22 protein-coding genes are annotated in these 24,310 nt (G+C 75.0%); 15 read left to right on the top strand and 7 right to left on the bottom strand.

The genetic code is table 11. The features are described from left to right. Window positions 1–9: 9 nt before the first annotated feature. On the bottom strand, window positions 10–675 hold the full coding sequence (phoU, locus tag KRAD_RS06655) for a phosphate signaling complex protein PhoU (protein WP_012084768.1): 666 nt from the start codon (window positions 673–675) through the stop codon (window positions 10–12). 198 nt (window positions 676–873) lie between these two features. Here phoU and KRAD_RS06650 point away from each other — a divergent pair, with 198 nt between their 5' ends. Together KRAD_RS06650 and KRAD_RS06645 are read left to right on the top strand one after the other, a co-directional pair. Next, window positions 874–2,181, top strand: coding sequence for a sensor histidine kinase (locus KRAD_RS06650; RefSeq protein ID WP_012084767.1), 1,308 nt, complete (start codon window positions 874–876; stop codon window positions 2,179–2,181). Continuing rightward, complete coding sequence (locus KRAD_RS06645) at window positions 2,178–2,858, top strand: response regulator transcription factor (protein ID WP_012084766.1); 681 nt, start codon at window positions 2,178–2,180, stop codon at window positions 2,856–2,858. The genes KRAD_RS06650 and KRAD_RS06645 overlap by 4 nt, the downstream gene beginning before the upstream one ends. 66 nt (window positions 2,859–2,924) lie before the next feature. Here KRAD_RS06645 and KRAD_RS24045 read toward each other — a convergent pair whose 3' ends face one another. Then, window positions 2,925–3,563: a hypothetical protein gene (locus KRAD_RS24045; protein WP_012084765.1), complete on the bottom strand. Its 639-nt coding sequence runs from the start codon at window positions 3,561–3,563 to the stop codon at window positions 2,925–2,927. 310 nt (window positions 3,564–3,873) lie between these two features. On the opposite strand from KRAD_RS24045, the gene KRAD_RS06635 reads away from it, so the two are divergent. The 9 genes from KRAD_RS06635 to KRAD_RS06595 all read left to right on the top strand — a co-directional run bounded on the left by KRAD_RS06635 (window position 3,874) and on the right by KRAD_RS06595 (window position 14,847). Next, window positions 3,874–4,356 (top strand): CarD family transcriptional regulator, encoded by a 483-nt coding sequence (locus KRAD_RS06635; RefSeq protein WP_012084764.1) that lies wholly within the window; start codon window positions 3,874–3,876, stop codon window positions 4,354–4,356. After that, a complete protein-coding gene (gene ispD / locus KRAD_RS06630; protein WP_041291943.1) occupies window positions 4,353–5,033 on the top strand; it encodes a 2-C-methyl-D-erythritol 4-phosphate cytidylyltransferase in 681 nt (226 codons plus the stop codon). The genes KRAD_RS06635 and ispD overlap by 4 nt, the downstream gene beginning before the upstream one ends. Then, entirely contained in the window at window positions 5,030–5,509 is a 480-nt protein-coding gene (ispF, locus tag KRAD_RS06625; RefSeq protein WP_012084762.1) for a 2-C-methyl-D-erythritol 2,4-cyclodiphosphate synthase, read from the top strand. Before ispD ends, ispF begins: the two co-directional genes overlap by 4 nt. 241 nt (window positions 5,510–5,750) lie before the next feature. Next, complete coding sequence (locus KRAD_RS06620; protein ID WP_012084761.1) at window positions 5,751–7,346, top strand: APC family permease; 1,596 nt, start codon at window positions 5,751–5,753, stop codon at window positions 7,344–7,346. After that, window positions 7,343–8,176 carry an urea amidolyase associated protein UAAP1 gene (locus tag KRAD_RS06615; protein WP_012084760.1) on the top strand — a complete coding sequence of 278 codons (834 nt, stop codon included), beginning with the start codon at window positions 7,343–7,345 and terminating at the stop codon, window positions 8,174–8,176. Before KRAD_RS06620 ends, KRAD_RS06615 begins: the two co-directional genes overlap by 4 nt. Then, complete coding sequence (locus KRAD_RS06610; RefSeq protein WP_012084759.1) at window positions 8,173–8,847, top strand: urea amidolyase associated protein UAAP2; 675 nt, start codon at window positions 8,173–8,175, stop codon at window positions 8,845–8,847. Before KRAD_RS06615 ends, KRAD_RS06610 begins: the two co-directional genes overlap by 4 nt. Next, on the top strand, window positions 8,844–12,458 hold the full coding sequence (gene uca / locus KRAD_RS06605) for an urea carboxylase (RefSeq protein ID WP_012084758.1): 3,615 nt from the start codon (window positions 8,844–8,846) through the stop codon (window positions 12,456–12,458). Before KRAD_RS06610 ends, uca begins: the two co-directional genes overlap by 4 nt. Beyond that, window positions 12,455–14,152, top strand: coding sequence for an allophanate hydrolase (gene atzF, locus KRAD_RS06600; protein WP_012084757.1), 1,698 nt, complete (start codon window positions 12,455–12,457; stop codon window positions 14,150–14,152). The genes uca and atzF overlap by 4 nt, the downstream gene beginning before the upstream one ends. Next, window positions 14,149–14,847: a TetR/AcrR family transcriptional regulator gene (locus KRAD_RS06595; RefSeq protein ID WP_012084756.1), complete on the top strand. Its 699-nt coding sequence runs from the start codon at window positions 14,149–14,151 to the stop codon at window positions 14,845–14,847. Before atzF ends, KRAD_RS06595 begins: the two co-directional genes overlap by 4 nt. A gap of 33 nt (window positions 14,848–14,880) precedes the next feature. On the opposite strand, the gene KRAD_RS06590 is transcribed toward KRAD_RS06595, so the two are convergent. Beyond that, window positions 14,881–16,116: an AI-2E family transporter gene (locus tag KRAD_RS06590; RefSeq protein WP_049821094.1), complete on the bottom strand. Its 1,236-nt coding sequence runs from the start codon at window positions 16,114–16,116 to the stop codon at window positions 14,881–14,883. 107 nt (window positions 16,117–16,223) lie between these two features. Here KRAD_RS06590 and KRAD_RS06585 point away from each other — a divergent pair, with 107 nt between their 5' ends. Next, complete coding sequence (locus KRAD_RS06585; protein WP_012084754.1) at window positions 16,224–17,285, top strand: cation diffusion facilitator family transporter; 1,062 nt, start codon at window positions 16,224–16,226, stop codon at window positions 17,283–17,285. A 10-nt stretch (window positions 17,286–17,295) separates the two neighbouring features. On the opposite strand, the gene KRAD_RS06580 is transcribed toward KRAD_RS06585, so the two are convergent. Both KRAD_RS06580 and KRAD_RS06575 read right to left on the bottom strand, forming a co-directional pair. Beyond that, entirely contained in the window at window positions 17,296–17,937 is a 642-nt protein-coding gene (locus KRAD_RS06580) for an MBL fold metallo-hydrolase (RefSeq protein ID WP_012084753.1), read from the bottom strand. After that, complete coding sequence (locus KRAD_RS06575; RefSeq protein ID WP_012084752.1) at window positions 17,934–19,052, bottom strand: S-(hydroxymethyl)mycothiol dehydrogenase; 1,119 nt, start codon at window positions 19,050–19,052, stop codon at window positions 17,934–17,936. The genes KRAD_RS06580 and KRAD_RS06575 overlap by 4 nt, the downstream gene beginning before the upstream one ends. Window positions 19,053–19,109: 57 nt before the next feature. On the opposite strand from KRAD_RS06575, the gene cysS reads away from it, so the two are divergent. The 3 genes from cysS to KRAD_RS06560 all read left to right on the top strand — a co-directional run bounded on the left by cysS (window position 19,110) and on the right by KRAD_RS06560 (window position 22,085). Next, a complete protein-coding gene (cysS, locus tag KRAD_RS06570) occupies window positions 19,110–20,525 on the top strand; it encodes a cysteine--tRNA ligase (RefSeq protein ID WP_012084751.1) in 1,416 nt (471 codons plus the stop codon). Next, entirely contained in the window at window positions 20,525–21,490 is a 966-nt protein-coding gene (rlmB, locus tag KRAD_RS06565; protein WP_012084750.1) for a 23S rRNA (guanosine(2251)-2'-O)-methyltransferase RlmB, read from the top strand. The genes cysS and rlmB overlap by 1 nt, the downstream gene beginning before the upstream one ends. A 94-nt stretch (window positions 21,491–21,584) precedes the next feature. Further along, on the top strand, window positions 21,585–22,085 hold the full coding sequence (locus KRAD_RS06560; protein WP_012084749.1) for a MarR family winged helix-turn-helix transcriptional regulator: 501 nt from the start codon (window positions 21,585–21,587) through the stop codon (window positions 22,083–22,085). 31 nt (window positions 22,086–22,116) lie between these two features. Here KRAD_RS06560 and KRAD_RS06555 read toward each other — a convergent pair whose 3' ends face one another. Next, window positions 22,117–23,004 carry an NAD-dependent epimerase/dehydratase family protein gene (locus tag KRAD_RS06555; protein ID WP_012084748.1) on the bottom strand — a complete coding sequence of 296 codons (888 nt, stop codon included), beginning with the start codon at window positions 23,002–23,004 and terminating at the stop codon, window positions 22,117–22,119. 19 nt (window positions 23,005–23,023) lie between these two features. Then, the gene (locus tag KRAD_RS06550) at window positions 23,024–24,295 is read right to left on the bottom strand and encodes a DUF4032 domain-containing protein (RefSeq protein WP_041291942.1); all 1,272 of its coding nucleotides are present in this window, start codon (window positions 24,293–24,295) and stop codon (window positions 23,024–23,026) included. Window positions 24,296–24,310 lie beyond the last annotated feature (15 nt).

The raw sequence follows: 24,310 nt of genomic DNA, 5'->3' as shown, positions 1-24,310 counted from the left end.
GGTCGCGGCTCAGACCGTCTGCGCCGCAACGTCCTCCTCGCGCGAACCGGTGACCAGGAAGACGACCGACTTGGCCACGGACACGGCGTGGTCGGCGAACCGCTCGTAGTAGCGGCTGCACAGCGTGAGGTCCACCGCGACCTCGGTGGGGTGGTCCCAGCTGCGCGAGAGCAGCTGCTCGAAGACCTGCCGGTGCAGCTGGTCCATCTCGTCGTCGTCGACCTCGATCTGGGCGGCCACCTGCACGTCGCGGGTGGCGATGACGCTGCCCGCCTTGGCCACGATGCGCTCGGCGACCTGGCCCATCTGCAGGACGGTGGCCCGCAGCTCGGCCGGGACGACGGGCTCGGGGTGGCGCAGCCGGGCCAGCTTGGCCACGTGGCGGGCGAGGTCGCCCATCCGCTCGAGGCTGGAGCTCATCCGCAGGGCGGTGACGACAACGCGCAGGTCGGTGGCGACGGGGGACTGGCGGGCGAGGACGTCGACGGCCCGCTCCTCGAGGTCGCGCTGCAGCTGGTCGATGCGGCTGTCGGCGGAGATCACCGTCTCGGCGAGCTCGCGGTCGGCGTCGAGCAGGGCGGTGGTCGCGCGCGTCATGGCCGACTCGGCCAGCTGGGTCATCTCGACGAGGGTGTCGACCAGGCCCACCAGTTCGTCGTGGTAAACGTTGCGCACGAGAGGTCCTCCGGTTCGTGGTGGCCGGGTTCCGAGGGCGCCGCGGGGGCCCGGTCCGGCCATGGTGACGCCAGAAGGCTCGCAGGGCTCGGTGAACGCGCGTCTCCCCGCGGGTGAACATCTGCGCCGCCCCCGGGCGCGCGGGTCGCGGGGGGAGGAGCGGGCTGCGCCGCGCCGTAGGCTTGCAGGGTGCTGGAGGTGTCCGACTCGATCGCCGCCCTCGTCGGCGTGCTGACCGGCGCCGCCGGGGTCGCGGCGTTCCGCATCTCCGAGCGGCTCCAGAACCCGCCCGCGCCGCCCGCCCCGTCCGCCGGCGCGCTGCCGGCCGGGGTGAGCGAGGTGCTCACGGCCCTGCGCTCCTCCGCCGTGGTGCTCGCCGCCGACGACCAGGTCGTGAAGGCCAGCGCGGCCTCCTACGCCGCCGGCGTGGTGAGCGGGACCGAGCTGACCGACGCGGAGCTGCGGGAGATGGTGCGGGCGTGCCGCCGCGACGGCCGCGTCCGCGAGGTCGAGACGGACCTGAGCTCGGGCCTGGGCCGCCCGCCGGCGGTCGTGCTGGCCCGGGTGACCCCGCTGGGTCCCCACCACGTGCTGCTGCTGCTGGAGGACCGCACCGAGTCCCGCCGCATCGAGGCCGTCCGCCGCGACTTCGTGGCCAACGTCAGCCACGAGCTCAAGACCCCGGTGGGGGCGCTGTCCCTGCTGTCCGAGGCGGTCGAGGAGGCCGCCGACGACCCCGAGGCGGTGCGGCACTTCTCCCGCCGGATGCGCCGGGAGGCCGTGCGGCTGACCGCCCTGGTCCAGGAGATCATCGACCTCTCCCGCCTGCAGGCCGCCGACCACGTCGTGCAGCCGGAGGTCCTCGAGGTCGACGCGCTGGTCGCGGAGGCGGTGGACCGGGTCGGCACGCTGGCGCAGGGACGCGGTTCGGAGGTCGTCGTGGCCGGCCGCCGCGGCCTGCAGGTCCGCGGGGACCGGGAGCTGCTCGTGACCGCCCTGCGCAACCTGGTGCACAACGCGCTGGCGTACTCCCCGGAGCGCAGCCGGGTGGTCGTCGAGGTGCGCGAGGGTTCCGGCGGGGTCGCGGGCGAGGCCGTGGGGCAGCAGGTGCCCACGGTCGACATCGCGGTCTCCGACCGCGGCGTGGGGATCAGCGCGGCCGACCTGAACCGGATCTTCGAGCGCTTCTACCGGGTGGACCCGGCGCGTTCGCGCTCCACCGGCGGCACCGGCCTGGGGTTGTCCATCGTCAAGCACGTGGCGGGCAACCACGGCGGCGAGGTCCTGGTCTGGAGCGCCGAGGGCGAGGGGTCCACCTTCACGCTGCGGCTGCCCGGTCTGGCCGCCACAGCCGAACCCCGGCCCGCCGCCGAGCCGGGTGCCGGCGCCGGGTCCGGCGCCGACGACCCCGCCATCACGTCCCCGCCGGCCGGAGCCGCGGGGCGCACGACACCGCACACCGTGCGACGACCGTCGCCGCGAACGTCCCTGGAGGTCCGACCGTGACGCGCATCCTGGTGGTCGAGGACGAGGAGTCGTTCTCCGACCCGCTGTCCTACCTGCTGCGGCGGGAGGGGTACGACGTGGCGGTGACCGAGACCGGCCCCGAGGCGCTGGAGGAGTTCGACAAGGCCGGGGCGGACCTGGTCCTGCTGGACCTCATGCTGCCGGGTCTGCCCGGCACGGAGGTCTGCCGCCAGCTGCGCACCCGCTCCAGCGTGCCGGTCATCATGCTGACCGCGAAGGACTCCGAGATCGACAAGGTCGTGGGCCTGGAGATCGGGGCCGACGACTACGTCACCAAGCCGTACTCCTCGCGCGAGCTGCTGGCCCGGGTGCGGGCGGTGCTGCGGCGCGGGGCCGAGCCCGAGGACCTCGTGCAGACGACGGTCGAGGCGGGCGGGGTGCGGATGGACGTGGACCGCCACGTGGTGACCGTGCGGGGCGAGCGGGTGCCCCTGCCGCTGAAGGAGTTCGAGCTGCTGGAGCTGCTGCTGCGCAACGCGGGCCGGGTGCTGACCCGGGTCCAGCTCATCGACCGCGTCTGGGGTTCCGACTACGTGGGCGACACCAAGACCCTCGACGTCCACGTGAAACGGCTGCGGGCGAAGATCGAGCCCGACCCCGCCAACCCGCGGCACCTGGTGACGGTGCGCGGGCTGGGGTACAAGTTCGAGGGCTGACCCGGCCCCGGACGCGAGGAGGGGGTGGCCCGCCGGGCCACCCCCTCCTCGTGCATCAGCGGTCCCTCACTCGTGCTCGGCGTCGGGGGTCTCGCCGGGGACGGGCCCGCACGTCACCGACGACGACGGGGTCGCCGCGGCGGTCGGCTCCGCGGCCGGGACGGTGGGGGTGATCGTGGCGTACTCGAAGCACGGCAGGTGCACCGGCGCCTCGATCGTCTGGGACTCGCCGCCGACGCGGAACGTCACGGGGACGGTCTCGCCGGGGGAGACGGGGATCTGCGGGACCTGCACCCAGCCGAGCTGGCTGCCGCGGCCGGCGTCGTCGGCGGCGTCGTCCTCGGCCACCGCGCCGGGGTCGCCCAGGCGCAGGCTGGTGCGCGCGTCGACGAAGAACGACTGCGCGGCCGGGTCGCCGGCGTCGACGTCGATCGACACCGAGACCGTGGCGGGCTCGTCGCTGGCGTTGACCACCACGGCGGTGAGGACGCCGGGCTCGTCGACGCCGGAGGCGATGACGAGGACGTTGCGCAGGTCCAGGCCCCCGATGGCCCCGCCCAGGCCGTCGCTGGGCTGGTAGGGCTGGAGCACCACGGCGGGCGAGAACACCGAGCACCCGGCCAGCCCGAGGGTGGCGGCGGCGGTGACGACCGCCAGGGCGGATCGGCGCGCGGTGGGGACGGGTCGGCGCAGGCGGAGCTTCACGCGGTCAGACTACCGGCAGTCGTAGCCGCGCTCGCGGTGGAGCGGTGCGTCACCTCCCCGGGTCGGACCCGATCCGGTCACGCACCGATCACGCCCCCGTCACGCCCGGGGGCCCGGGAGGGGCCGCGCGACGCGCCGCCGCGGGCGCCCCCGGCGGGGGTGGACGGGGCGGGGCGCAGCACGCGATCCGGGGTCTGTCAAGCCCCGGCTGATCCCCCGTGAGCCTCTGACCTGCGCAAACGCTGCGGCGAACGCTGTCCACGACTCGTTCGCCGTGGTAATCTGGAGTCAGGGAAAGGGGTCACGCTCTATGGCTTTCACGGTTGGCGAAACGGTCGTCTACCCCCACCACGGGGCAGCACTGATCGAAGAGATCAAGACCCGGACCATCAAGGGTGAGGACAAGCTCTACCTGGTGCTGAAGGTCGCCCAGGGCGATCTCACCATCGAGGTCCCGGCGGACAACGTCGACCTGGTCGGCGTGCGCGACGTCGTGGGTCGCGAAGGGCTCGACCGGGTCTTCTCGGTCCTGCGCACGCCCTACGCGGAGGAACCGACCAACTGGTCCCGCCGCTACAAGGCCAACCTCGAGAAGCTCGCCTCCGGCGACGTGGTCAAGGTGGCCGAGGTCGTGCGCGACCTCTGGCGCCGCGACCAGGACCGCGGCCTGTCCGCGGGGGAGAAGCGGATGCTGGCGAAGGCGCGGCAGATCCTCGTCTCCGAGCTCGCGCTGGCGGAGAACACCAACGAGGACAAGGCCGAGTCGCTGCTCGACGAGGTCCTGGCCTCCTGAGGTCCGCGCTCGTCGTCCCGGCCGCCGGCCGGGGCGATCGCCTCGGGGCGGACCGCCCCAAGGCCCTCGTCCTCCTGGCGGGTGAACCGCTGCTCGTGCACGCGGTGCGGCGCGCCGCGGCCTCCGGCGTCATCGACGTCGTGGTCGTGGTCGCGCCCACCGCTGCGTGCGACGAGGTCCGCGCCCTGCTCGCGCCCCTGGTGCCCGGTGTCGTCGTCGTCCCGGGCGGGGCCGAGCGGCAGGATTCCGTGCGGCGCGGTCTCGACGCGCTGCCCGACGACGTCGACGTCGTCCTCGTGCACGACGCGGCCCGCTGCCTGACGCCCCCGGCCGTCTTCGCCGGCGTCGTCGCCGCCGTCCGGGCGGGGTCACCCGCCGTCGTACCCGTGCTGCCCGTCTCCGACACCGTCAAGCGCGTCGCCGGGAACACCGTCGTCGAGACCGTCGACCGCAGCGAGCTCGTCGCGGTGCAGACCCCGCAGGGCTTCGCCGCCGGTCCGCTGCGGGCCGCCCACGCGGCCGCCGCGCCCGGTACCGCCGCCACGGACGACGCCGGCCTGCTGGAGTCCCTCGGGCACCCCGTGCGCGTCGTCCCCGGCCACCAGCACGCCTTCAAGGTCACCCGCCCCGTCGACCTCGTGCTCGCCCGCGCCCTGCTGGCCGAGGGGGCCCCGTGAGCGGCCTGCCCCGCGTGGGGACCGGGGTCGACGTCCACCAGCTCGTGGCCGGTCGCCCCTGCTGGGTCGCCGGGCTGCTCTGGGAGGGCGAGGCGGCCGGGCCCGAGGGCCACTCCGACGGCGACGTCGCGGCCCACGCCTGCTGCGACGCGCTCTTCGCCGCCGCCGGTCTCGGCGACCTCGGCGCGCACTTCGGCACCGCCCGCCCCGAGTTCGCCGGGGCCTCCGGGGCCCGGCTGCTGGCCGAGGCGGCGCGGCTGGTGCGCGAGGCCGGTTTCGAGATCGGCAACGTCTCCGTGCAGGTCGTCGGCAACCGGCCCAAGGTCGGGCGCCGCCGCGCCGAGGCCCAGGCCGCGCTGAGCCGGGCGTGCGGCGCACCCGTCTCCGTGGCCGGCACGACCACCGACGCGCTGGGCCTGACCGGGCGCGGCGAGGGCATCGCGGCTATCGCCACCGCGCTCGTCGTCCCCCGCTGACGCACCTCCCCGCCCTCCGCGGCTGACCCGCCGGCCCCGACCCGGGCCGCGCGGGTCCGGCCCGCCGCGCCCCGTCGTAGCCCCCGTCGTGCATCCGTCGTGCCCCCGTCGTGCCCCGCCGGTGCGGGCAACGCAGGTTTCACCGCCGCGAAACACGCACGAAACTCCGCTCCCAGCAGACTCCTCCCGTACCTGTCGATCGACAGGTGAGCGGGGGACCACCGAGCGGAAGGCCCGACTGATGACCGTTCCCGCACCACGCGCCCACCCCGGGACCGCCCCGGGCGCCGGCTCCGAGACCGGCGACCTCGGCCGGTTCGGGTACGGCCAGCAGTTGCACCGCAGCGTCGGGCCGTTCGCCTCCTTCGCCGCCGGTTTCTCCTTCGTCTCGATCCTCACGACGGTCTTCCAGCTGTTCGGCCTCGGGTTCAGCTTCGGGGGAGCGGGGTTCTTCTGGACCTGGCCCACGGTGTTCGCCGGGCAGCTGCTCGTCGCGCTCTGCTTCGCCGAACTCGCGGCGCGGTACCCCATCTCGGGGGCGGTGTTCCAGTGGTCCAGCCGCCTCGCCGGGACCGACGTCGGCTGGATCACCGGCTGGGTCATGGTCGTGGGGCAGGTCCTCACCGTCGCCACCGCCGCCATCGCCCTGCAGGCCGTGCTGCCCTCCATCTGGTCGGGTTTCCAGGTCATCGGCGGTCCCGGCGCCGACCCCTCGCCGACGTCGTCGACCGGGGCGCAGAACGCCGTCGTCCTCGGCGTCGCGCTGCTCGTGGTCACCACCGCCGTCAACGTCATCGGCGTGCGGCTGATGGCCCTGCTCACCTCCGCGGGCGTCGTCATCGAGATCCTCGGCGTCGCCGCCCTCGTCATCGCCCTCTTCGGCCACGCCGAGCGCAGTCCCGCCGTCGTGGCCACCACCACCGGTGCGGCCGAGGGTCCCTACCTCTCGCTGTGGCTGGCGAGTTCCCTCATGGCCGCCTACGTCATGGTGGGTTTCGACTCCGCGGGCGAACTGTCCGAGGAGACCCGCGCCCCGCGCGCCACCACCCCGCGCACGATCCTGCGGGCCCTGGTCGTCTCCGGGATCGGGGGAGCGCTCATCCTCGTCGGCGGCCTGATCGCCGCGCCCAGCCTCACCGACGGGACGCTGGCCTCGCAGGGGCTGGCCTCCGTCCTCACCACCCGCCTCGGCGACGTCAGCGGCCGGCTGCTGCTGGCGTGCGTCGCGATCGCCGTCGCCGTCTGCACCCTGGCCGTCCAGACCTCCGGTTCCCGGATGGTCTACTCCATGGCGCGGGAGCGGGCGTTCCCGTTCGCCGGGGTCCTGGGCCGGGTCTCGGTCCGCACCGGAACCCCCGTCGGGGCCTCCGTCCTCGTCGGGGTCGGCGCCGCGATCGCGCTGGCCGTGAACTGGCACCAGAGCGCCGTGTTCACCGCCCTGGCCAGCCTCTGCATCGCCATGCTGTACCTGGCCTACCTCGGGGTGACGCTGCCGCTGCTGGTGCGCCGCCTGCGCGGCGGCCTGCCCGGCGGCGTCGACGAGTTCGGCCGCCCGCTGTTCTCCCTCGGCCGCTGGGGCGTCGCCGTCAACGCCGTCGCGGTCGTCTACCAGGTCGCCATGGTCGTCAACCTGGCCTGGCCGCGCGCCGCCGTCTACGACCTCACCGGCGGCACCTGGTGGCTGCGGTTCAGCGCCCTGCTGTTCATCGGCGCCACCGTGCTCGTCGGGCTCGTCCTGCACCGCCGCAACCGGGCCCGCCACGGCGGTCCCATCGTCCTGGGAGCCCTGCAGGTCGGCGGCCCCGCCCGCCCCGAACCCGTGGAGGAACCCGCGTGAACCCCGACAGGGACACCTCGACCGTCCTCGCCGCCCGCGGCGACGCCCGCGCCCGTTCCGGCACCGCGGCGGAGTTCATGCCGTACCTGCCCGCCGCCACCTCCCCCTTCGCCCCCGACGACGTCGACCCGGGCGACCTCACCTGGGCCGAGACCGTCGCCCCCGGCGGGTACACCTCCCGGGTCCTGGCCCGCGGGACCCGGCTGCGCCTCACCGACGTCACCGGTGACGCGTGCGCGAACGTCCTGCTGCTCTCCGCGCTCGGCCCCTGGGAACGGCTGAACGTCGCCGACACCCAGAAGATCCCCTGGCAGGCCTACCTCGGGGAGGGGCACCCGCTGCTCTCCGGCGACGGCCGGGTGCTGGCCACGATCGTCGCGGACTCCTCCGGGCACCACGACGCGTTCTGCGGCACCACCTCCGACGCCTGGAACGTCCGCCGGTACGGCGACGCGGCCCCGCAGGGCCCGAGCCCCTCCGGTCGCGGGTTGCTGACCCTCGCCGCGAGCAAGCACGGCCTCGGGCCGCGCGACCTGGCCCCGAGCGTCTCGTTCTTCCAGGGCGTGCGGGTCGAACCCGACGGGGGTTTCCGCTGGTTGGGGTCCGCCGGCCCGGGCCGGTCGGTGGACCTGCTCGCGGAGATGCCGCTGGTCGTCCTCCTCGCGAACACCGCGCACCCGCTGGACCCGCGCCCGGGGTTCACCGTCGGCCCGCTGCGGGTGCACGCCTGGCGCAGCGCCCCCACCGGCCCCGGCGACGCCCGGTTCACCGCCACCCCGGAACTGCACCGCGCCTACCTGAACACCCGCGACCACCTGGAGGCACGATGACGACCGCCGCACCGGAGACGGGGAGCCGCACCCGCTGGGACTGGGGTTCGCCCCTCGTCGACGGCGACGTCGTCCTCGACGACCGCGTCGCGGCCCGCGGCCCGTGGTCGGCGGTCGTGCGCGCCGGTCACGTGCTGACGATCGTCGACGTCGGCGGCAACCAGTCCGCGGACTGCCTCGTCTTCGCCGACGCCGACCGCAGCGAGCGCTACAGCGTCCCGGACACCCTGGCCTGGCAGGGCAACGCGTACGTGCGCACGGGGACGGTGCTGCGCAGCCAGCACGGCAACCCGCTGATGACCGTCGTGGGCAACGAGGTGGAGCGCCAGGACACCATCGGCGGCGCCTGCGGCAAGGAGTCCAACACCCTGCGCTACGGCCACCACACCGCCGCCCAGCACGGCTGCCGGGAGAACTTCCTCGCCGAGGGCGCCCGCCACGGCCTCGACGCCCGCGACCTCGTCTCGAACCTCAACTGGTTCATGAACGTCCCCGTCGAGGCCGACGGCGCCCTCGGGATCGTCGACGGGATCTCCGGTCCCGGCAAGCGCGTCGCGGTGCGCGCGGAGGTCGACGTCCTCGTCGTCGTCTCCAACTGCCCGCAGGTCAACAACCCCTGCAACGACTTCGACCCCACGCCCCTGCGCATGATCGTGACGGTGCCCCGGTGACCCCCGCCCCCGCCTTCGACACCCTGCTCGTCGCCAACCGGGGGGAGATCGCGCGCCGCGTCGTGCGGTCCGCCCGGGACCTGGGCCTGCGCACGGTCGCGGTGTTCTCCGACGCCGACCGCGCCGCCCCGCACGTCCGCGAGGCCGACGTCGCCGTCCGCCTCGGCCCCGCCCCCGCGCGGGAGTCCTACCTGCGCACCGACGCGGTCCTGCAGGCCGCGCTGGACACCGGCGCCGGCGCGGTGCACCCCGGCTACGGGTTCCTCTCCGAGAACGTGGAGTTCGCCCGCGCCTGCGAGGACGCCGGCCTGGCGTTCGTCGGTCCCACCCCCGAGCAGATCACCGCGTTCGGCAGCAAGCACACCGCCCGCGAACTGGCCGGGGCGGCCGGGGTGCCCATGCTCGCCGGGACGGGGCTGCTCGCCTCCGCCGACGAGGCCGTCGCGGCCGCGGAGAGCGTCGGGCTGCCCGTCATGCTCAAGGCCACCGGCGGCGGCGGCGGGATCGGCATGCAGGCGTGCGCCACGCCCGCCGAGGTCCGGGCCGCCTACGACCGGGTCGTGCGCCAGGCCGCGGCGAACTTCGGGTCCACCGGGGTGTTCCTGGAACGCCTGGTCCGCCCCGCCCGCCACGTCGAGGTCCAGGTGTTCGGCGACGGGCAGGGCCGGATCGCCGTCCTGGGCGACCGCGACTGCTCGCTGCAGCGGCGCAACCAGAAGGTCGTGGAGGAGGCCCCCGCCCCCGCCCTGCCCGCCGCCGTCCGCGAGCGGATGACCGCCACCGCCCGGGAACTCATGACGTCGGTGGCCTACCGCTCGGCGGGCACCGTGGAGTTCGTCTACGACCCGGTGCGGGAGGAGGTCGCGTTCCTGGAGGTCAACACCCGCCTGCAGGTCGAGCACCCCGTCACCGAGCTCGCCTACGGCGTCGACCTCGTCGACCTCATGCTGCGCCTGGCCCGCGACGGCGCCGGCGCCGTCGACGACGTGTTCGCCCGCGACTGGACCCCGACGGGCGTGGCCGTGGAGGCGCGGGTCTACGCCGAGGACCCGGCGAAGGACAACGCCCCCGGCCCCGGCCTGGTGACGAACGCGGAGTTCCCCGCGCTGCCCGGGGTCCGCGTCGACGGCTGGATCGAGACGGGGCTGGAGGTCACCCCCTTCTACGACCCGATGCTGGCCAAGGTGATCGCCGTCGCCCCCGGCCGCGACGCCGCCCTCGACCTGCTCGGGGAGGCGCTGGACGGCAGCCGCGTCGACGGCGTCGTCACGAACCTGGGCCTGCTGCGGTCCCTGGTGGACGACCCGGCGCTGCGCGCGGTCACCCACTCCACCTCGACCCTCGACGTCACCGCGGACCCCGAGCCGCGCATCGACGTCCTCGCCCCCGGCGCCATGACGACCGTCCAGGACCTGCCCGGCCGCCTCGGGCACTGGCAGGTGGGGGTCCCGCCGTCGGGGCCGATGGACCCGCTGTCGCTGCGGGAGGCGAACCTGGCCGTGGGGAACCCCGTCGGCGCGCCGGGGCTGGAGGTCACCGCGACCGGTCCCGCGCTGCGGTTCTCGGTGGACTCGGTGGTCTGCGTCACCGGGGCGCCCGCGCCGGTCACCGTCGACGACGTCGAGGTCGCCATGTGGGAGCCCGTCGAGGTCCCCGCGGGGTCGGTGCTGGCCATCGGCACCGCGACCGGGCCCGGGTTGCGCCTGGCCGTGGCCGTGCGCGGGGGGCTCGACGTCCCGCGCTACCTGGGCAGCGCCTCGACGTTCACCCTCGGGGGTTTCGGCGGGCACGGCGGCCGCGCCCTGCGGGCCGGCGACGTCCTGCGTCCCGGTCCCGCCGACGCCGGGGACCTCTCCCCGGTCACCGGGCCGGTCCCGGCGCAGCGCCGTCCCGAGTACGTGCGGGACTGGACGATCGGGGTCACCGAGGGCCCGCACGCGGCGCCGGAGTTCTTCACCCGCGCCGACCTCGACGAGTTCTACGCCACCGGCTACGAGGTGCACCTGAACTCCGCCCGCACCGGGGTCCGCCTCATCGGCCCGCGCCCGCGCTGGGCCCGCAGCGACGGCGGCGAGGCCGGTCTGCACCCCTCCAACATCCACGACACCCCCTACGCCGTGGGCGCGATCGACTTCACCGGCGACACCCCCATCCTGCTCGGCCCCGACGGCCCGAGCCTGGGGGGTTTCGTCTGCCCCGCGGTCGTGGCCTCCGCGGAGCTGTGGAAGCTCGGCCAGCTGCGCCCGGGGGACCGGGTGCGGTTCACCCCCGTCCGCGAGGCCGAGGCGGGCGTCCCCCGGCTGCGGGGCGCGGACCTCCTCGCCTCCCGCGGGGACGGCGACGACGGGGTCCTCGCCCGCACCCCCGCCTCGCCCGGGCGGCCGGGGGCCACCTACCGCCGCGACGGCGACGACAACGTCCTCGTCGAGTACGGCGACCAGGTGCTCGACCTGGGGCTGCGGATGCGGGTGCACGCCCTGATGCGCGCCCTCGAGGAGCACCGCCCCGCCGGCGTCCTCGACGTCACCCCCGGGATCCGGTCCCTGCAGGTCCACACCGACCCCGCCCGGCTGCGGGCCTCCTCGCTGGTGGGGCTGCTGCGCGAGCTCGACAACGCCCTGCCCGCGACCCACGACCTCGTGGTGCCCTCGCGCCGGGTCCGGCTGCCGCTGTCCTGGGACGACCCCGCCACCCGGCTGGCCATCGAGCGCTACGTCGCCGGGGTCCGCGCCGACGCGCCGTGGACGCCGTCGAACATCGAGTTCATCGCCCGCATGAACGGCCTGGACTCCGTCGACGACGTGCACCGGACGGTCTTCGACGCGCAGTACCTCGTCCTCGGTCTCGGCGACGTCTACCTCGGCGCCCCCGTCGCGACCCCGCTGGACCCCCGGCACCGGCTGGTCACGACGAAGTACAACCCGGCCCGCACCTGGACCGCGGAGAACTCCGTGGGCATCGGGGGCGCCTACCTCTGCGTCTACGGCATGGAGGGACCCGGCGGCTACCAGTTCGTCGGGCGGACCGTGCAGGTGTGGAACCGGTTCCGCCGCGGCGGGCTGTTCCGGGAGAACCCGTGGGCCCTGCGGTTCTTCGACCGCATCGAGTGGTACCCGGTCTCCGCGGAGGAGCTGCTGGAGCTGCGCGCCGAGACCGACGCCGGGCGGGGGGAGTTCGAGACCGAGGACGGGACGTTCTCCCTCGCCAAGCACGAGCGCTTCCTCGCCGACAACGCCTCCTCCATCGCCGCGTTCCGCGCGCAGCAGGCCGCGGCGTTCGCGGCCGAGAAGGACCGCTGGCGCGCGTCGGGGGAGTTCGACGTCCGTCCCGAACCGGCCCCGGCCGTCGCCGCCGGGCCCGTCGACCTGCCCGCCGGCGCCGTCGGCGTCGAAGCCCCGTTCGCCGCGACCGTCTGGCAGGTGTCGGCCGACCCCGGCGCGGACCTCGCCGCCGGGGACCGCGTCCTCGCCCTGGAGGCCATGAAGATGGAGACCGCCGTGACCGCGCCCGCCGACGGGGAGCTGCTCGAGGTGTACGTGAAGCCCGGGGAGGCCGTCACCGCCGGCCAGGTCCTGTTCTCCGTGCGCCCCGCGACGGGGGCGGCCGCGTGAACCTCCAGCAGGTGGTGCGCGACGCCTACGCCCGGATCGCCGCGGCCGACCGGCCCGAGGTGTGGATCGCCCTGCGCCCGGAGGCCGAGGTCCTCGCCGAGGCCGCCGGGGTGGACCCCGCCGCGCCGCTGGCGGGGATCCTCGTCGCGGTGAAGGACAACATCGACGTCGCCGGGCTGCCGACCACGGCCGGGGCGCCGTCGTTCGCGTACCGGCCCGCGGTGGACGCGACCGCGGTGGCCCGGCTGCGGGCGGCGGGGGCGCTGGTGCTGGGCAAGACGAACCTGGACCAGTTCGCCACCGGCCTGGTCGGCACGCGCAGCCCCCACGGCGCGGTCCGCCACGCCTTCGCCCCGGACCGGATCTCCGGCGGGTCCAGCTCCGGGTCCGCCGTCGCGGTCGCCCTCGGCCTCGTCGACGTGGCCCTGGGCACCGACACGGCCGGTTCGGGACGGGTCCCGGCCGCCCTGCACGGGATCGTCGGGGTGAAGCCGACCCGCGGCCTCGTCCCGGCCACCGGGGTCGTGCCCGCCTGCCGCAGCCTCGACTGCGTCACCGTCTTCGCCCGCGACCTCGACCTCGCCCGGCGCACCGCGGAACTGCTCACCGGCCCCGACGGCCTCGACCCCCTCGCCCGCGAGGACGTGCCGCGCCCGGCGCCGCCGGCCCGCCCGCGGATCGCCGTCCCGGGCCCCGAGCACCTCGACGGTCTCGCCGCGGGCTGGGCGGAGGCCTTCGCCGCCCACGTCGAACGGGTCCGGGCCACCGGGGCCGAGGTCGTCGAGGTCGACGTCGCCCCGCTGCTGGCCGTCGCCGAGCTGCTCTACGGCGGCGCCTTCGTCGCCGAGCGCACCGCGGCGGTGGGGCGCCACGTCGCCGAGCACGCCGACCTCGTCGGCACCGACCTCGACCCCGTGGTCGCCGGGATCGTCCTCGCCGGGGAGCGCGTGAGCGCCGTGGAGGTCTTCCGCGACCGCGAGCGCCTCGACGTCCTCGCCGCGCGCTCGCGGGAGGTGCTGGCCGGGTTCGACGCGCTGCTCACCCCGACGACGACGGCCCACCCGACGCTGGCCGAGGTCGCGGCCGACCCGGTCGGGGTGAACTCGCGGCTGGGGCGGTTCACGAACTTCGCCAACCTGCTCGACCTGGCCTCCCTCGCCGTCCCGGCCGGGACGGTCGCCGGGCTGCCGTTCGGGGTGATGCTCACCGGCCCGGCGTTCAGCGACCGGGCGCTCGCGGTGCTGGCGGCGCGCTGGGCGGACCCGGGCGTCGACCTGCTCGTCGTCGGCGCGCACCTGTCGGGGCAGCCGCTGAACCACGAGCTCGTCGCGGCCGGGGGCAGCCTGGTCGGCCCGGCGCGGACCGCGGCGCGGTACCGGCTGTTCGCCCTCGACACCGTCCCCCCGAAACCGGGGGCGGTGCGCGTCGCCGGCGACGACCCGGCGGGGGCCTCGATCGCGGGGGAGGTGTGGCGGCTGCCCGCGGCCGGGTTCGGGACCTTCGTCGCCGCGCTGCCGCCGCCGATGACCATCGGGGCGGTCACCCTCGACGACGGCCGCGTCGTGCGCGGCTTCCTGGCCGAGCCGGTGGCGCTGGCCGGGGCGGAGGAGATCACGACGTTCGGCTCGTGGCCCGCGGCGCGCGCCGCCCGCGGCCCGGCGCAGCGGGGGGTCGTGGCAGCATCGGCGCGGTGAGCAGCGGGGTCGCGCGCCGGGAGCCGGGGGCGGCGGGGACGGGGCGGGTCGGCCGTCCCCGCACCCGCGCGGGCGCCGGGTCCGGGCGCACCCCGCGCCAGGAGATCCTCGACGCCGCGGCGGCGCTGTTCGGGGAGTCCGGGTACGCGGCGACCTCGACGCGGGCCATCGCCGAGCGGGTGGGGATCCGGCAGGCCTCGCTGTACTACCACTTCGCGGGCAAGGACGAGATCCTGCGGGAGCTGCTGGAGGCCTCGGTCCGCCCGACCCTGGACGTCGCCGACGCGCTGCGCTCGGCGGCGGCGGACCCGGCGGCGGCCCTGCACGCCCTGGTCGTTGTCGACGTCGGGACGCTGCTGGCGGGGCCGCTGGGCGTCGCGGCGCTCTACGTCGTGCCGGAGGTCCGGCAGCCGCGGTTCGAGGTGTTCCGCGACCACCGGCGCCGGCTGCTGGCCGTCTACGCCGCCCTCGCCGCCGACCTCGTCCCCGCCGGGCACCCGGTGGAGCCGGCGGTCCTGGGCCACGCCTGCCTGCACCTGGTCGAGATGGCCCCGTCCCTGCCTCCGACCCCGGGCCTGGCCGCGCAGGTCGCGGCGGCGTGCCTGGGGGCGGTGGGCGTCACGGGGGAGCGCGCCGCGGCCGCCGCCCGGGACGGCGACCGCGTGCGCCGGGCGGTGGTCCCGCCGGGGGCCTGAGCCCCCGGGCGGGACCGGTGCCGGGGACCGGGCTCAGGCTCCCGGGCGGGGTTCCGGGGCCGTCGCGGCGTCCGCCGGAACCCCGGTGTCGGCGGGGGAGGGGACCCGGCGCCGGCGCTTGTTCCCGCTGTCGTGGGCCTTGGGGTTCTCCGGCTCGTCGGGGACGAGCTCGTGGTGGACGTAGCGCAGGATCACGGTGAGGATCGCGGCGACGGGGACGGCGAGGAAGGCGCCGACGATCCCGAAGAGGGTGCCGCCGATCGTCACCGAGCCGATGACCACCGCGGGGTGCAGGGCGAGGGACTTGCCCACCAGCAGCGGCTGCAGGACGTTGCCCTCCAGCTGCTGCACCAGCAGCACGATCCCGAGGACGATGAGGGCCTGCACCCAGCCCAGCGTCACCAGGGCGACGAGGACGGCCAGCACGCCGGTCACGACGGCGCCCACGATGGGGATGAACGCGGCGAAGAAGATCGTCACCGCCAGCGGCAGGGCGAAGGGGACGCCGATGATGGCCAGCCCGACGCCGATGAAGACCGCGTCCACGAGGGCCACGGCGGCCTGGGACAGGATGTAGCCGCGGATCGCGGCCCAGATCCGGCCCCCCAGCGCGACGGTGTGCCGGTGGGCCTGCGCGCCCATCCAGCGCCGCGACCACGGCAGCAGCCGGTCGCCGTCGGAGAGGCAGAAGAAGGTCAGGACCAGCACGAGCAGGAAGGTGATGAGCCCGGAGCCGACGCTGGCGCCCACCGTGCCGACCCCGCCGACGACGCTGAGGGCGATGCTCTGCGCGTTGGTCTGCAGCTCGGCGATGCCCTGGTTGACCAGGTTGCCGACCTCGTCGTCGCCGAGGTTCAGCGGCGGCCCGGCCACCCAGGTCTGGACCTGGTCCAGCCCGGCGACGGCCGAGTCCGCGACGTCACCGGCCTGGCTGGCCACGTTGGGGATGAGGGCGGCGAAGATGCCCACCACCACGGCGACGAGCAGCACGATGGAGAGCCCGGCCGCGAGCGCGCGCGGCATCACCGCCCGCAGCACGTGGGCCAGCGGCCACAGGACGGCGCTGAGCAGGATCGCCAGCAGCAGCGGGAGCAGCAGCGACCAGCCCTTGCCGAGCAGCCAGATGAGCCCGGCGACGCCGAGGCCGATCACGAGCAGCCGCAGCGCCCACTGGGAGGCCTGGGTGACCCCGCGCTCGACGGCCGCGGTCGGCCGTTCTCGGGGGGTCTCGGGTGGGGTGGTGGGCGGGACGCCCTGCTGGTCGCTCACGGTGTGGATGCTCTCAGGAGAACCGCGAGGGGGCACCCCGCGACCGGGGAGGGGTCCGCGGGGCCGTTCCGCGCGCGCGGAGCCCGGCGGGGGCCTAGCGTCTCGCCGTGTCCTCGACCGTTTCCCCGACGAACCACCGGAGCCCGGGAACCGGCGGTGGCGAGAGCACCGCCACCGTCCTGGTCGCCCTCGGCGCCAACGCCCTCATCGCCGTCGCCAAGGGCGTCGCGGCGGTCGTCACGGGCTCCGCGGCCATGGCCGCGGAGACCGCGCACTCGGTGGCCGACACCGTCAACGAGGTGTTCCTGCTGACGGCCCTGCGCACCAGCGCCCGCCCCGCCGACCGCGAGCACCCCCTCGGCTACGGCCGGGCCCGCTACTTCTGGGCCCTGGTCGCCGCCGGCTCGATCTTCGTCACCGGCGCGCTGTACTCCGCCTACGAGGGCGTGGAGGCGCTGACGTCGGAGTCGCACGACCTGGAGAGCCCGCTGGTCTCCTACGTCGTGCTGGCCGTCGCCTTCGTCCTGGAGGGCTCCTCGCTGCTGAAGGGCCTGAAGCAGACGCGGGGGGAGGCCCGGGAGAAGCGGCAGGGCTTCCGCGAGTTCCTGCGCACCACCGACGACCCCACCGCGACCACGGTCGTGTTCGAGGACAGCGCCGCGCTGGCCGGGCTGCTGCTGGCCGGCGCGGGCACCGCGATGCACCAGGTCACCGGCTCGGGGGTCTACGACGGGATCGCCAGCCTCTGCATCGCGCTGCTGCTGGCCCTCGTCGCGGTCCGGCTGGCACGGACGAACATGCGCCTGCTCACCGGGGTCCAGGCCGATCCGCGGCTGGTGAGCTCCGTCCTCGTCCACCTCGGCGACGAGCCGGAGGTCGAGGCGGTGGTGGACCTGCTGACGGTCCAGCTGGGCACCGACCAGGTCCTGGTCTGCGCCCGCCTGGACCTCGTCGACACCCTGACCGGCGCCGAGGTGGAGCGGGCCACCGTCCGCATCGGCCGCACGCTGCGCGAGCGGTTCCCCGACGTCGCCGAGGTGTTCCTCGAGCCGGTGCCGCAGGGCGACGCCGAGGTGCGCGGGCGCGTGCGCGAGCGCTACGGCGCCGAGCTCGCCGACCGGATCGTCGCCGAGGCCGCCGACGACCGGCCGGGGTCCGCCCCGTCCTGAGCCGGGCGCCTCAGTGCCCGCGGGCGATCCACTCCTGCAGGTGCGGGGACTCGTCGCCGATCGTGGTGTCCTCGCCGTGGCCGGTGTGGACGCGGGTGTCGGCGGGCAGCTCGAAGAGGACGTCGCGGATCGAGTCGACGATCGTGGCGAAGTCCGAGAACGAGCGGCCCGTGGCCCCGGGCCCGCCGGCGAAGAGGGTGTCGCCGGTGAAGACCGTCGAGAGCTCCGGCGCGTAGACGCTGACCGCGCCCGGGGTGTGCCCGGGGGTGTGCAGGACGTGCAGCTCCGTCCCGGCCACGGTCACGACCTCCCCGTTCGAGAGGTCGGTGGTGGCCACCCCGGGGTGGGTGAGGTCCCAGACCTCGCGGTCGGCGGGGTGCAGCAGGACCGGCACCCGCCGCTCGGGGGTGCTGAACCTCCCGGCCAGGGCGGGGGCCCGCCGGACGTGGTCGTCGTGGGCGTGGGTGCACAGGACGGCCAGCAGCGTGCGCTCGCCGATCGCGGCGGCGATGACGTCCACGTCGTGGGGGGCGTCGAGGACGACGACCTCGCGGTCGTCGCCGACGATCCACACGTTGTTGTCCACGTCGAAGGTCTGCCCGTCGAGGCTGAACGTGCCCGACGTGACGAGGTGCTCGATCCGGGCGCTCACAGGACCACCACGCTGCGCAGGACCCCGCCGGCCTTCATGGTGGCGAAGGCCTCCTCGACGTCGCCGAGGCCGATGCGCTCGGAGACGAACGCGTCCAGGGGCAGGCGGCCGTCGGCGTGCAGCTCCAGCAGCGCCGGGAAGTCCCGCTCGGGCAGGCAGTCGCCGTACCAGGAGGACTTCAGCGCCCCGCCGCGCCCGAAGACGTCCAGCAGCGGCACCTGCAGCTGCATGTCCGGGGTGGGGACCCCGACGAGGACGACGGTGCCGGCGAGGTCGCGGGCGTAGAACGCCTGCCGCCAGGTCTCCGGGCGGCCCACGGCGTCGATGACGACGTCGGCGCCGAAAGAGTCGGTGAGGTCCTGGACGGCCTTCACGACCTCGTCCTCGGAGAGCCCGCGCGAGTTGACGGTGTGGGTCGCCCCGAGCTGCCGCGCCCAGGCCAGCTTCCGGTCGTCGAGGTCGACGGCGATGACCCGGCGCGCCCCGGCCAGGACGGCCCCGGCGATCGCCGCGCACCCCACGCCGCCGCAGCCGATGACGGCGACGGTGTCCCCGCGCTGCACGGGGGCGGTGTTGACCGCGGCCCCGATGCCGGCCATGACCCCGCACCCCAGCAGGCCCGCGACGGCGGGGTCGAAGCCGGTGGTGGAGCCGTCGTAGATCGAGGTGTCGATCCTGGTGGCCTGACCGGCGGCGACGAGGGTCTTGGGGGTGAAGGCGCCGATGCCCAGGGCGGGGGAGAGCGGGGTGCCGTCGGTCAGCGTCATCTTCTGGCTCGCGTTGCGGGTGGCGAAGCAGTACTGCGGGCGCCCGCGCTTGCACGCCCGGCACTCCCCGCACACCGCGCGCCAGTTGAGGACGACGGCGTCGCCGACGGCGACGTTCGTGACGCCCTCGCCGACCTGCGCGACGGTGCCGGCGGCCTCGTGGCCGAGGAGGAAGGGGTAGTCGTCGTTGATCCCGCCCTCGCGGTAGTGCAGGTCGGTGTGGCAGACCCCGCACGCGGCGACGTCGACGACGACCTCGCCCGCGATCGGCTCGGGCACCACGATGTCGACGGTCTCGACGGGGGCGCCCTTGGCGCGCGAGATCACTCCGGGAACGGTCCAGGCCATGGGGACGACCCTAGCGACGGCCCCGGACAGGCGGCGCGCCCCGGTAGCCTGGAGCCCGTGACCCTCCACCTGCACGACAGCGCCGCCGGCGCGGTGCGCGAGTTCGCGCCGCTCGTCCCCGGGCAGGTCGGCATCTACGTCTGCGGCGCCACGCCGCAGGGGTCACCCCACCTCGGCCACGTCCGCGCCCAGGTCGTCTTCGACGTCCTGCGCCGCTGGCTGGTGCGCAGCGGGTACGAGGTGACGCTGGTCCGCAACGTCACCGACATCGACGACAAGATCCTCGCCAAGGCCGCCGAGGCGGGCACGGAGTGGTGGGCCCACGCCTACCGCTTCGAGCGCGAGTTCTCCGCCGCCTACGCCGCCCTCGGCGTCCTGCCCCCCACCGTCGAGCCGCGCGCCACCGGCCACGTCCCCGAGATGGTCGAGCTGATCCAGCGGCTGGTCGAGCGCGGGCACGCCTACGCGGCCGCCGACGGCTCCGGCGACGTCTACTTCGACGTCCGGTCCTGGCCGGCCTACGGGGAGCTGACCCACCAGCGCCTCGACGACATGGAGCCGGCCGCCGACGCCGACCCCCGCGGCAAGCGCGACCCCCGCGACTTCGCCCTCTGGAAGGGCGCCAAGCCCGGGGAGCCGGCGACGGCGTCCTGGGCGACCCCGTGGGGCCGCGGCCGGCCCGGCTGGCACCTGGAGTGCTCGGCGATGGCCGGTCGCTACCTCGGCCCGCGCTTCGACGTCCACGGCGGCGGCCTGGACCTGCGCTTCCCCCACCACGAGAACGAGCAGGCCCAGTCGCGCGCCGCGGGCGACGGCTTCGCGAACTTCTGGCTGCACAACCACTTCGTCACCATGTCGGGCGAGAAGATGAGCAAGTCCCTCGGCAACGTCCTCGGCGTCCCGCACCTGCTGGAGACCCACCGCGCGGTCGTGCTGCGCTACTACCTCGTCTCCGGGCACTACCGCACGCACCTGGAGCACTCCGAGAACTCCCTGGTGGAGGCCGAGGCCGCCTACTCGCGGCTGGAGGGTCTCCTGCGCCGGGCCGCCGAGCGCCTCGGCGGGCTCGCGGCGGGGGAGGTCCCCGCGGCGTTCGCCGCCGCGATGGACGACGACCTGGCGACCCCCACGGCGCTCGCGGTCCTGCACGAGACCGCCCGCGCCGGGAACTCCGCCCTCGCCGCCGGCGACGAGGCGGCGCTGCGCACGGCCGCCGGGCAGCTGCGCGCCGGCCTCGACGTGCTGGGGCTGGACCCGTTCGCCGAACCCTGGGCGTCGCAGACCACCGGTTCCGACGCCGCGCGCACCGCACTGGACGTGCTGGTGCGTGCTCGGCTGGAGGACCGGGCAACCGCTCGCGCCACGAAGGACTTCGCCACCGCCGACGCGGTGCGCGACTCCCTGAAGAGCGCGGGCATCGTGATCGAGGACACCCCCACCGGGGCACGGTGGGCTCTGGAGGGTGAGCAGTAGTGGCAGGGAACTCCCAGCGTCGCGGCGCTGTCAGCAAGGGCAAGAAGGGTCCGACCGTCGGTTCCGGCGGCAAGAACCGCCGCAGCCTGGAGGGGCGGGGCCCGACGCCGAAGGCGAGCGAGCGCCCGTACCACCCGGCGGCGAAGGCGGCGGCCAAGGCCGCGCACAAGGCGGCCACGACGAACGGCCGCCCCGGCGGTCGTCCGCCGGCGCGGCGCAAGCCGGCCGGTGAGACCGAGTGGATCGCGGGCCGGAACTCCATCGTCGAGGCGCTGCGCGCGGAACTGCCGATCACCGGCATCTACGTCGCCTCGCGCATCGAGACGGACGAGCGGGTCAAGGAGATCCTCGCCGCGGCGGGCGACAAGGGCATCCCGCTGCTGGAGGCCTCCCGCCAGGACCTCGACCGCCACACCGAGAACGCCGTCCACCAGGGCGTCGCGGCCACCGTCCCGCCCTACGACTACGCCCACCCGATGGACCTGCTGGACCGCGCCGCGGACTCCGGTCGCCCGGCGCTGGTCGTCGCCCTCGACGGGGTGACCGACCCGCGCAACCTCGGGGCGGTCGTCCGCTCGGTCGCCGCGTTCGGCGGGCACGGCGTCGTCGTCCCCGAGCGTCGCGCGGCCGGCATGACCGCCTCGGCGTGGAAGACGTCGGCCGGGGCGGCGGCCCGCACCCCGGTGGCGCGCGCGACGAACCTCGTCCGCGCCATCGAGGAGTACCAGAAGGCCGGGTTGTTCGTCGTGGGTCTCGACGCGGAGGGCGACGTCCTGCTCCCGCAGCTCAAGCTCGCCGACGGTCCGCTCGTCCTCGTCGTCGGGGCCGAGGGCGCGGGGCTGTCGCGGCTGGTGCGGGAGAAGTGCGACCAGGTCGTCAGCATCCCGATGGCCGGTGCCTTCGAGTCGCTGAACGCGGGTGTCGCCGCGGGCATCGCGCTGTACGAGGTCGCCCGCCACCGCTGAGCGGGGGGCCCGCGGGAGGGTCCGGCCGGGCTGGGCCGGGCCGTCCCGCGGACGCAGACTATTTTAATCTGCAACTATCTGCTACCATGGCGGGATGAACGATCAGAGCCCCCGCTGGCTGTCCGCCGACGAACGCCGGGTGTGGCTGCGGCTGAGCGCGCTCATGGAACTCCTCCCCGCTGCGCTCGACGCCCAGCTCCAGCGCGACGCCGACCTCACCAAGACCGCCTACCTCACCCTGGCGATGCTGTCGGAGGAACCCTCGCGCAGCCTGCGGATGAGCGAGCTCGGCGCCCGCTCCAACGCCAGCCCCTCGCGGATCTCCCACGTCGTGAGCCGGCTGGAGCGCGACGGCTGGGTCCGGCGCGAGCGGAGCGCCTCCGACGGCCGCGGTCAGGTGGCCGTGCTCACCGACAGCGGCTACGAGAAGGTCGTCGCCTCCGCCCCCGGCCACGTCGAACGCGTCCGGCAGCTCGTCTTCGACCCCCTCGCCCCCGAGGACCTCGCCGACCTCGACGCGACGATGACGAAGATGCTCGACGTCCTCGACCCGGACGCGAAGTTCGCCGCGACCGCCCTGGCCCGCCAGGTCTGACCCGGGGGTCCGACCCGGCGGGCGGGGAGGGTCAGACGTGGTCGCGCCAGGAGTGCTCGGGTTCGAAGCCGAGCAGCCGGCGAGCCTTGTCGATCGACAGCAGGGTCTCGTGCTCACCGAGCTCCCGGCGCACCTCGACCCCGGGGTACACCTCGGCCATCAGCTCCGCCGAGGAGCGCGACATCACCGTGTCGGCGTTCGCCACGATGCACACCTCCACCCCCGGCTCCCGCCGCTGCAGGGACAACCGCACCGCCTGCGCGCCGTCCCGGGCGTCGATGTAGCCCCACAGGTTCCACTTGCGCAGCGTCGGGTCGGCGTCGAAGGAGGGGAACTGGGCGTAGTCCTCGACGTGCATGACGTTGGAGAAGCGCAGGCCCGTCATCGTCAGCTCGGGGTTCCACCGGCAGAAGTGGTGCGCCATCTCCTCCTCGAGGGCCTTCACCAGCGAGTACGTCGACTCCGGACGGACCCGGTACTCCTCGTCCAGCGGCGCGTAGGGCGGGGGAGCGGCCTCGAAGGGCAGGCCCAGCACCGTCTCGCTGGAGGCCCAGACCACGTTGCGGATCCCCGCGGCCCGGGCGGCGTCGAAGACGTTCCAGGTCGCGGCCGAGTTGTTCCGGAACGTCACCGCGTTGGGCGCCAGCCCGGGGGCCGGGATCGCGCCCAGGTGGACGACGCCGACGAAGGGACCGGGGCGCTCCTCGATGGCCCCGGTCAGGGCCTCCACGACCTGGCCGTGGTCGGCGAGGTCGATCGGCACGAACTGCCCGTCGTCACCGGGGAGCAGGGTCGCCGGCCGGACCTTGTCCAGGGCCAGCACGGAGTACCCGTGGTCGAGCAGGTCGCGGAGCACGACGCGGCCGAGGCGGCCGGCCGCACCGGTCAGGGCGACGCGGGGTTTCGCAGGAGCGGGCAAGGGTGTCCTCCAGGGACGTTCAGTCGTCGGCGATGACCCGGATGGCCTCGGTGTCCACCCCGAGCACGGCCCGTTCGTCGGGCTTGGCGGGCAGGACGCCCACCACGTAGGAGTTCACCGCCTCCTCCAGGCCGACGTCGCGGCCGGCCCGCTCGGAGAGGTACCAGCGGTGCTCCAGGACCTCGTGGAACAGTTCAGCAGCCTCCAGCTTGCCCCGCATCTCGCGGGGGACGGCCCGCTGCACCGGTTCGAAGACGTCGGCCATCCAGTCGTGGGCGACGATCTCCTCGTCCTCGCCCTGGCGGTCGGTGGCCGCGGTGTAGGAGTCCAGGTCGTTGAGCAGGCGCCGCGCCTGGTTCTCCTCCGCGTCCAGACCGGTCAGCCGCAGCAACCGCCGGGAGTGGTGCCCCGCGTCGACGACCTTCGGCTCGATGCGCACCGAGGTCCCGTCGATGTCGGTCGTGATGGCCAGCTCGCCGACGTCGAACCCGAGGTCGTTGAGGCGGCGGATGCGGGCCTCCACGCGCCAGCGGTCACCGCGCTCGAACGACTCCGCCTCCGTCAGCTCCGACCACAGCGCGCGGTAGCGGGAGACGATGCGGTCGGCGATGGCGATGACCTCGTCGAGGTCGGCGTCCAGCGCCTCCGAGGCGACGACGTCCATGAGCTCGCCGGCGATGTTGGTGCGGGCCAGGTCCAGGTCGTAGTTGCGCTGGCCGGGGGACAGCTCGTCGTAGAGCTCCCCGGTCTCGGCGTCCACCAGGTACGCCGCGAAGGCCCCGGCGTCGCGGCGGAAGAGGGTGTTCGACAGCGACACGTCGCCCCAGTAGAAGCCCGTCAGGTGCAGCTTCACCAGCAGCACCGCGAGCGCGTCGACGGCCCGCTTGGCGGTGTCGGGGCGCAGCGTCTGGCTGTAGAGGGCCCGGTAGGGCAGGGAGTACTGCAGGTGGCGGGTGACGAGCACCGAGTTCAGCGGTTCCCCGTGGCGGTCCACCCGGCCGGTGATGACGGCCACCGGCGCCACGGAGGGCACGTCGAGGCGGTTCAGCATGCGCAGCATCCGGTACTCGCGGTGGGCGATCTCCGCGTTGGTCTCCTTCACCGCGATGACCCGGCCGCCCACCTTGACGAAGCGGACGATGTGCCGGGAGATGCCGCGGGGCAGCGCCGCGAGGTGCTCCTCGGGCCACTCCTCGAGCGGGACCTCCCACGGGAGGTCCAGGAGCTCGGGGTACGGCCGGGCCGCCGTGATCTGCAGGGACGCCGCCGTCGAGGTGCTCACGAACCCCATCCTCTCAACACCGGG

It is taken from the genome of Kineococcus radiotolerans SRS30216 = ATCC BAA-149, from assembly GCF_000017305.1.
GTDB lineage: Bacteria > Actinomycetota > Actinomycetes > Actinomycetales > Kineococcaceae > Kineococcus > Kineococcus radiotolerans.
Note: the sequence above shows the minus strand (reverse complement) of the source record. Positions and strands in the feature narration are given on the sequence as shown.

Coding starts and splice junctions, on each gene's coding strand:
- KRAD_RS06635 (WP_012084764.1), top strand. CDS start 3,874: ATGGCTTTCACGGTTGGCGAAACGGTCGTCTACCCCCACCACGGGGCA.
- KRAD_RS06620 (WP_012084761.1), top strand. CDS start 5,751: ATGACCGTTCCCGCACCACGCGCCCACCCCGGGACCGCCCCGGGCGCC.
- KRAD_RS06610 (WP_012084759.1), top strand. CDS start 8,173: ATGACGACCGCCGCACCGGAGACGGGGAGCCGCACCCGCTGGGACTGG.
- KRAD_RS06575 (WP_012084752.1), bottom strand. CDS start 19,052: ATGGCCTGGACCGTTCCCGGAGTGATCTCGCGCGCCAAGGGCGCCCCC.
- KRAD_RS06560 (WP_012084749.1), top strand. CDS start 21,585: ATGAACGATCAGAGCCCCCGCTGGCTGTCCGCCGACGAACGCCGGGTG.
- KRAD_RS06550 (WP_041291942.1), bottom strand. CDS start 24,295: ATGGGGTTCGTGAGCACCTCGACGGCGGCGTCCCTGCAGATCACGGCG.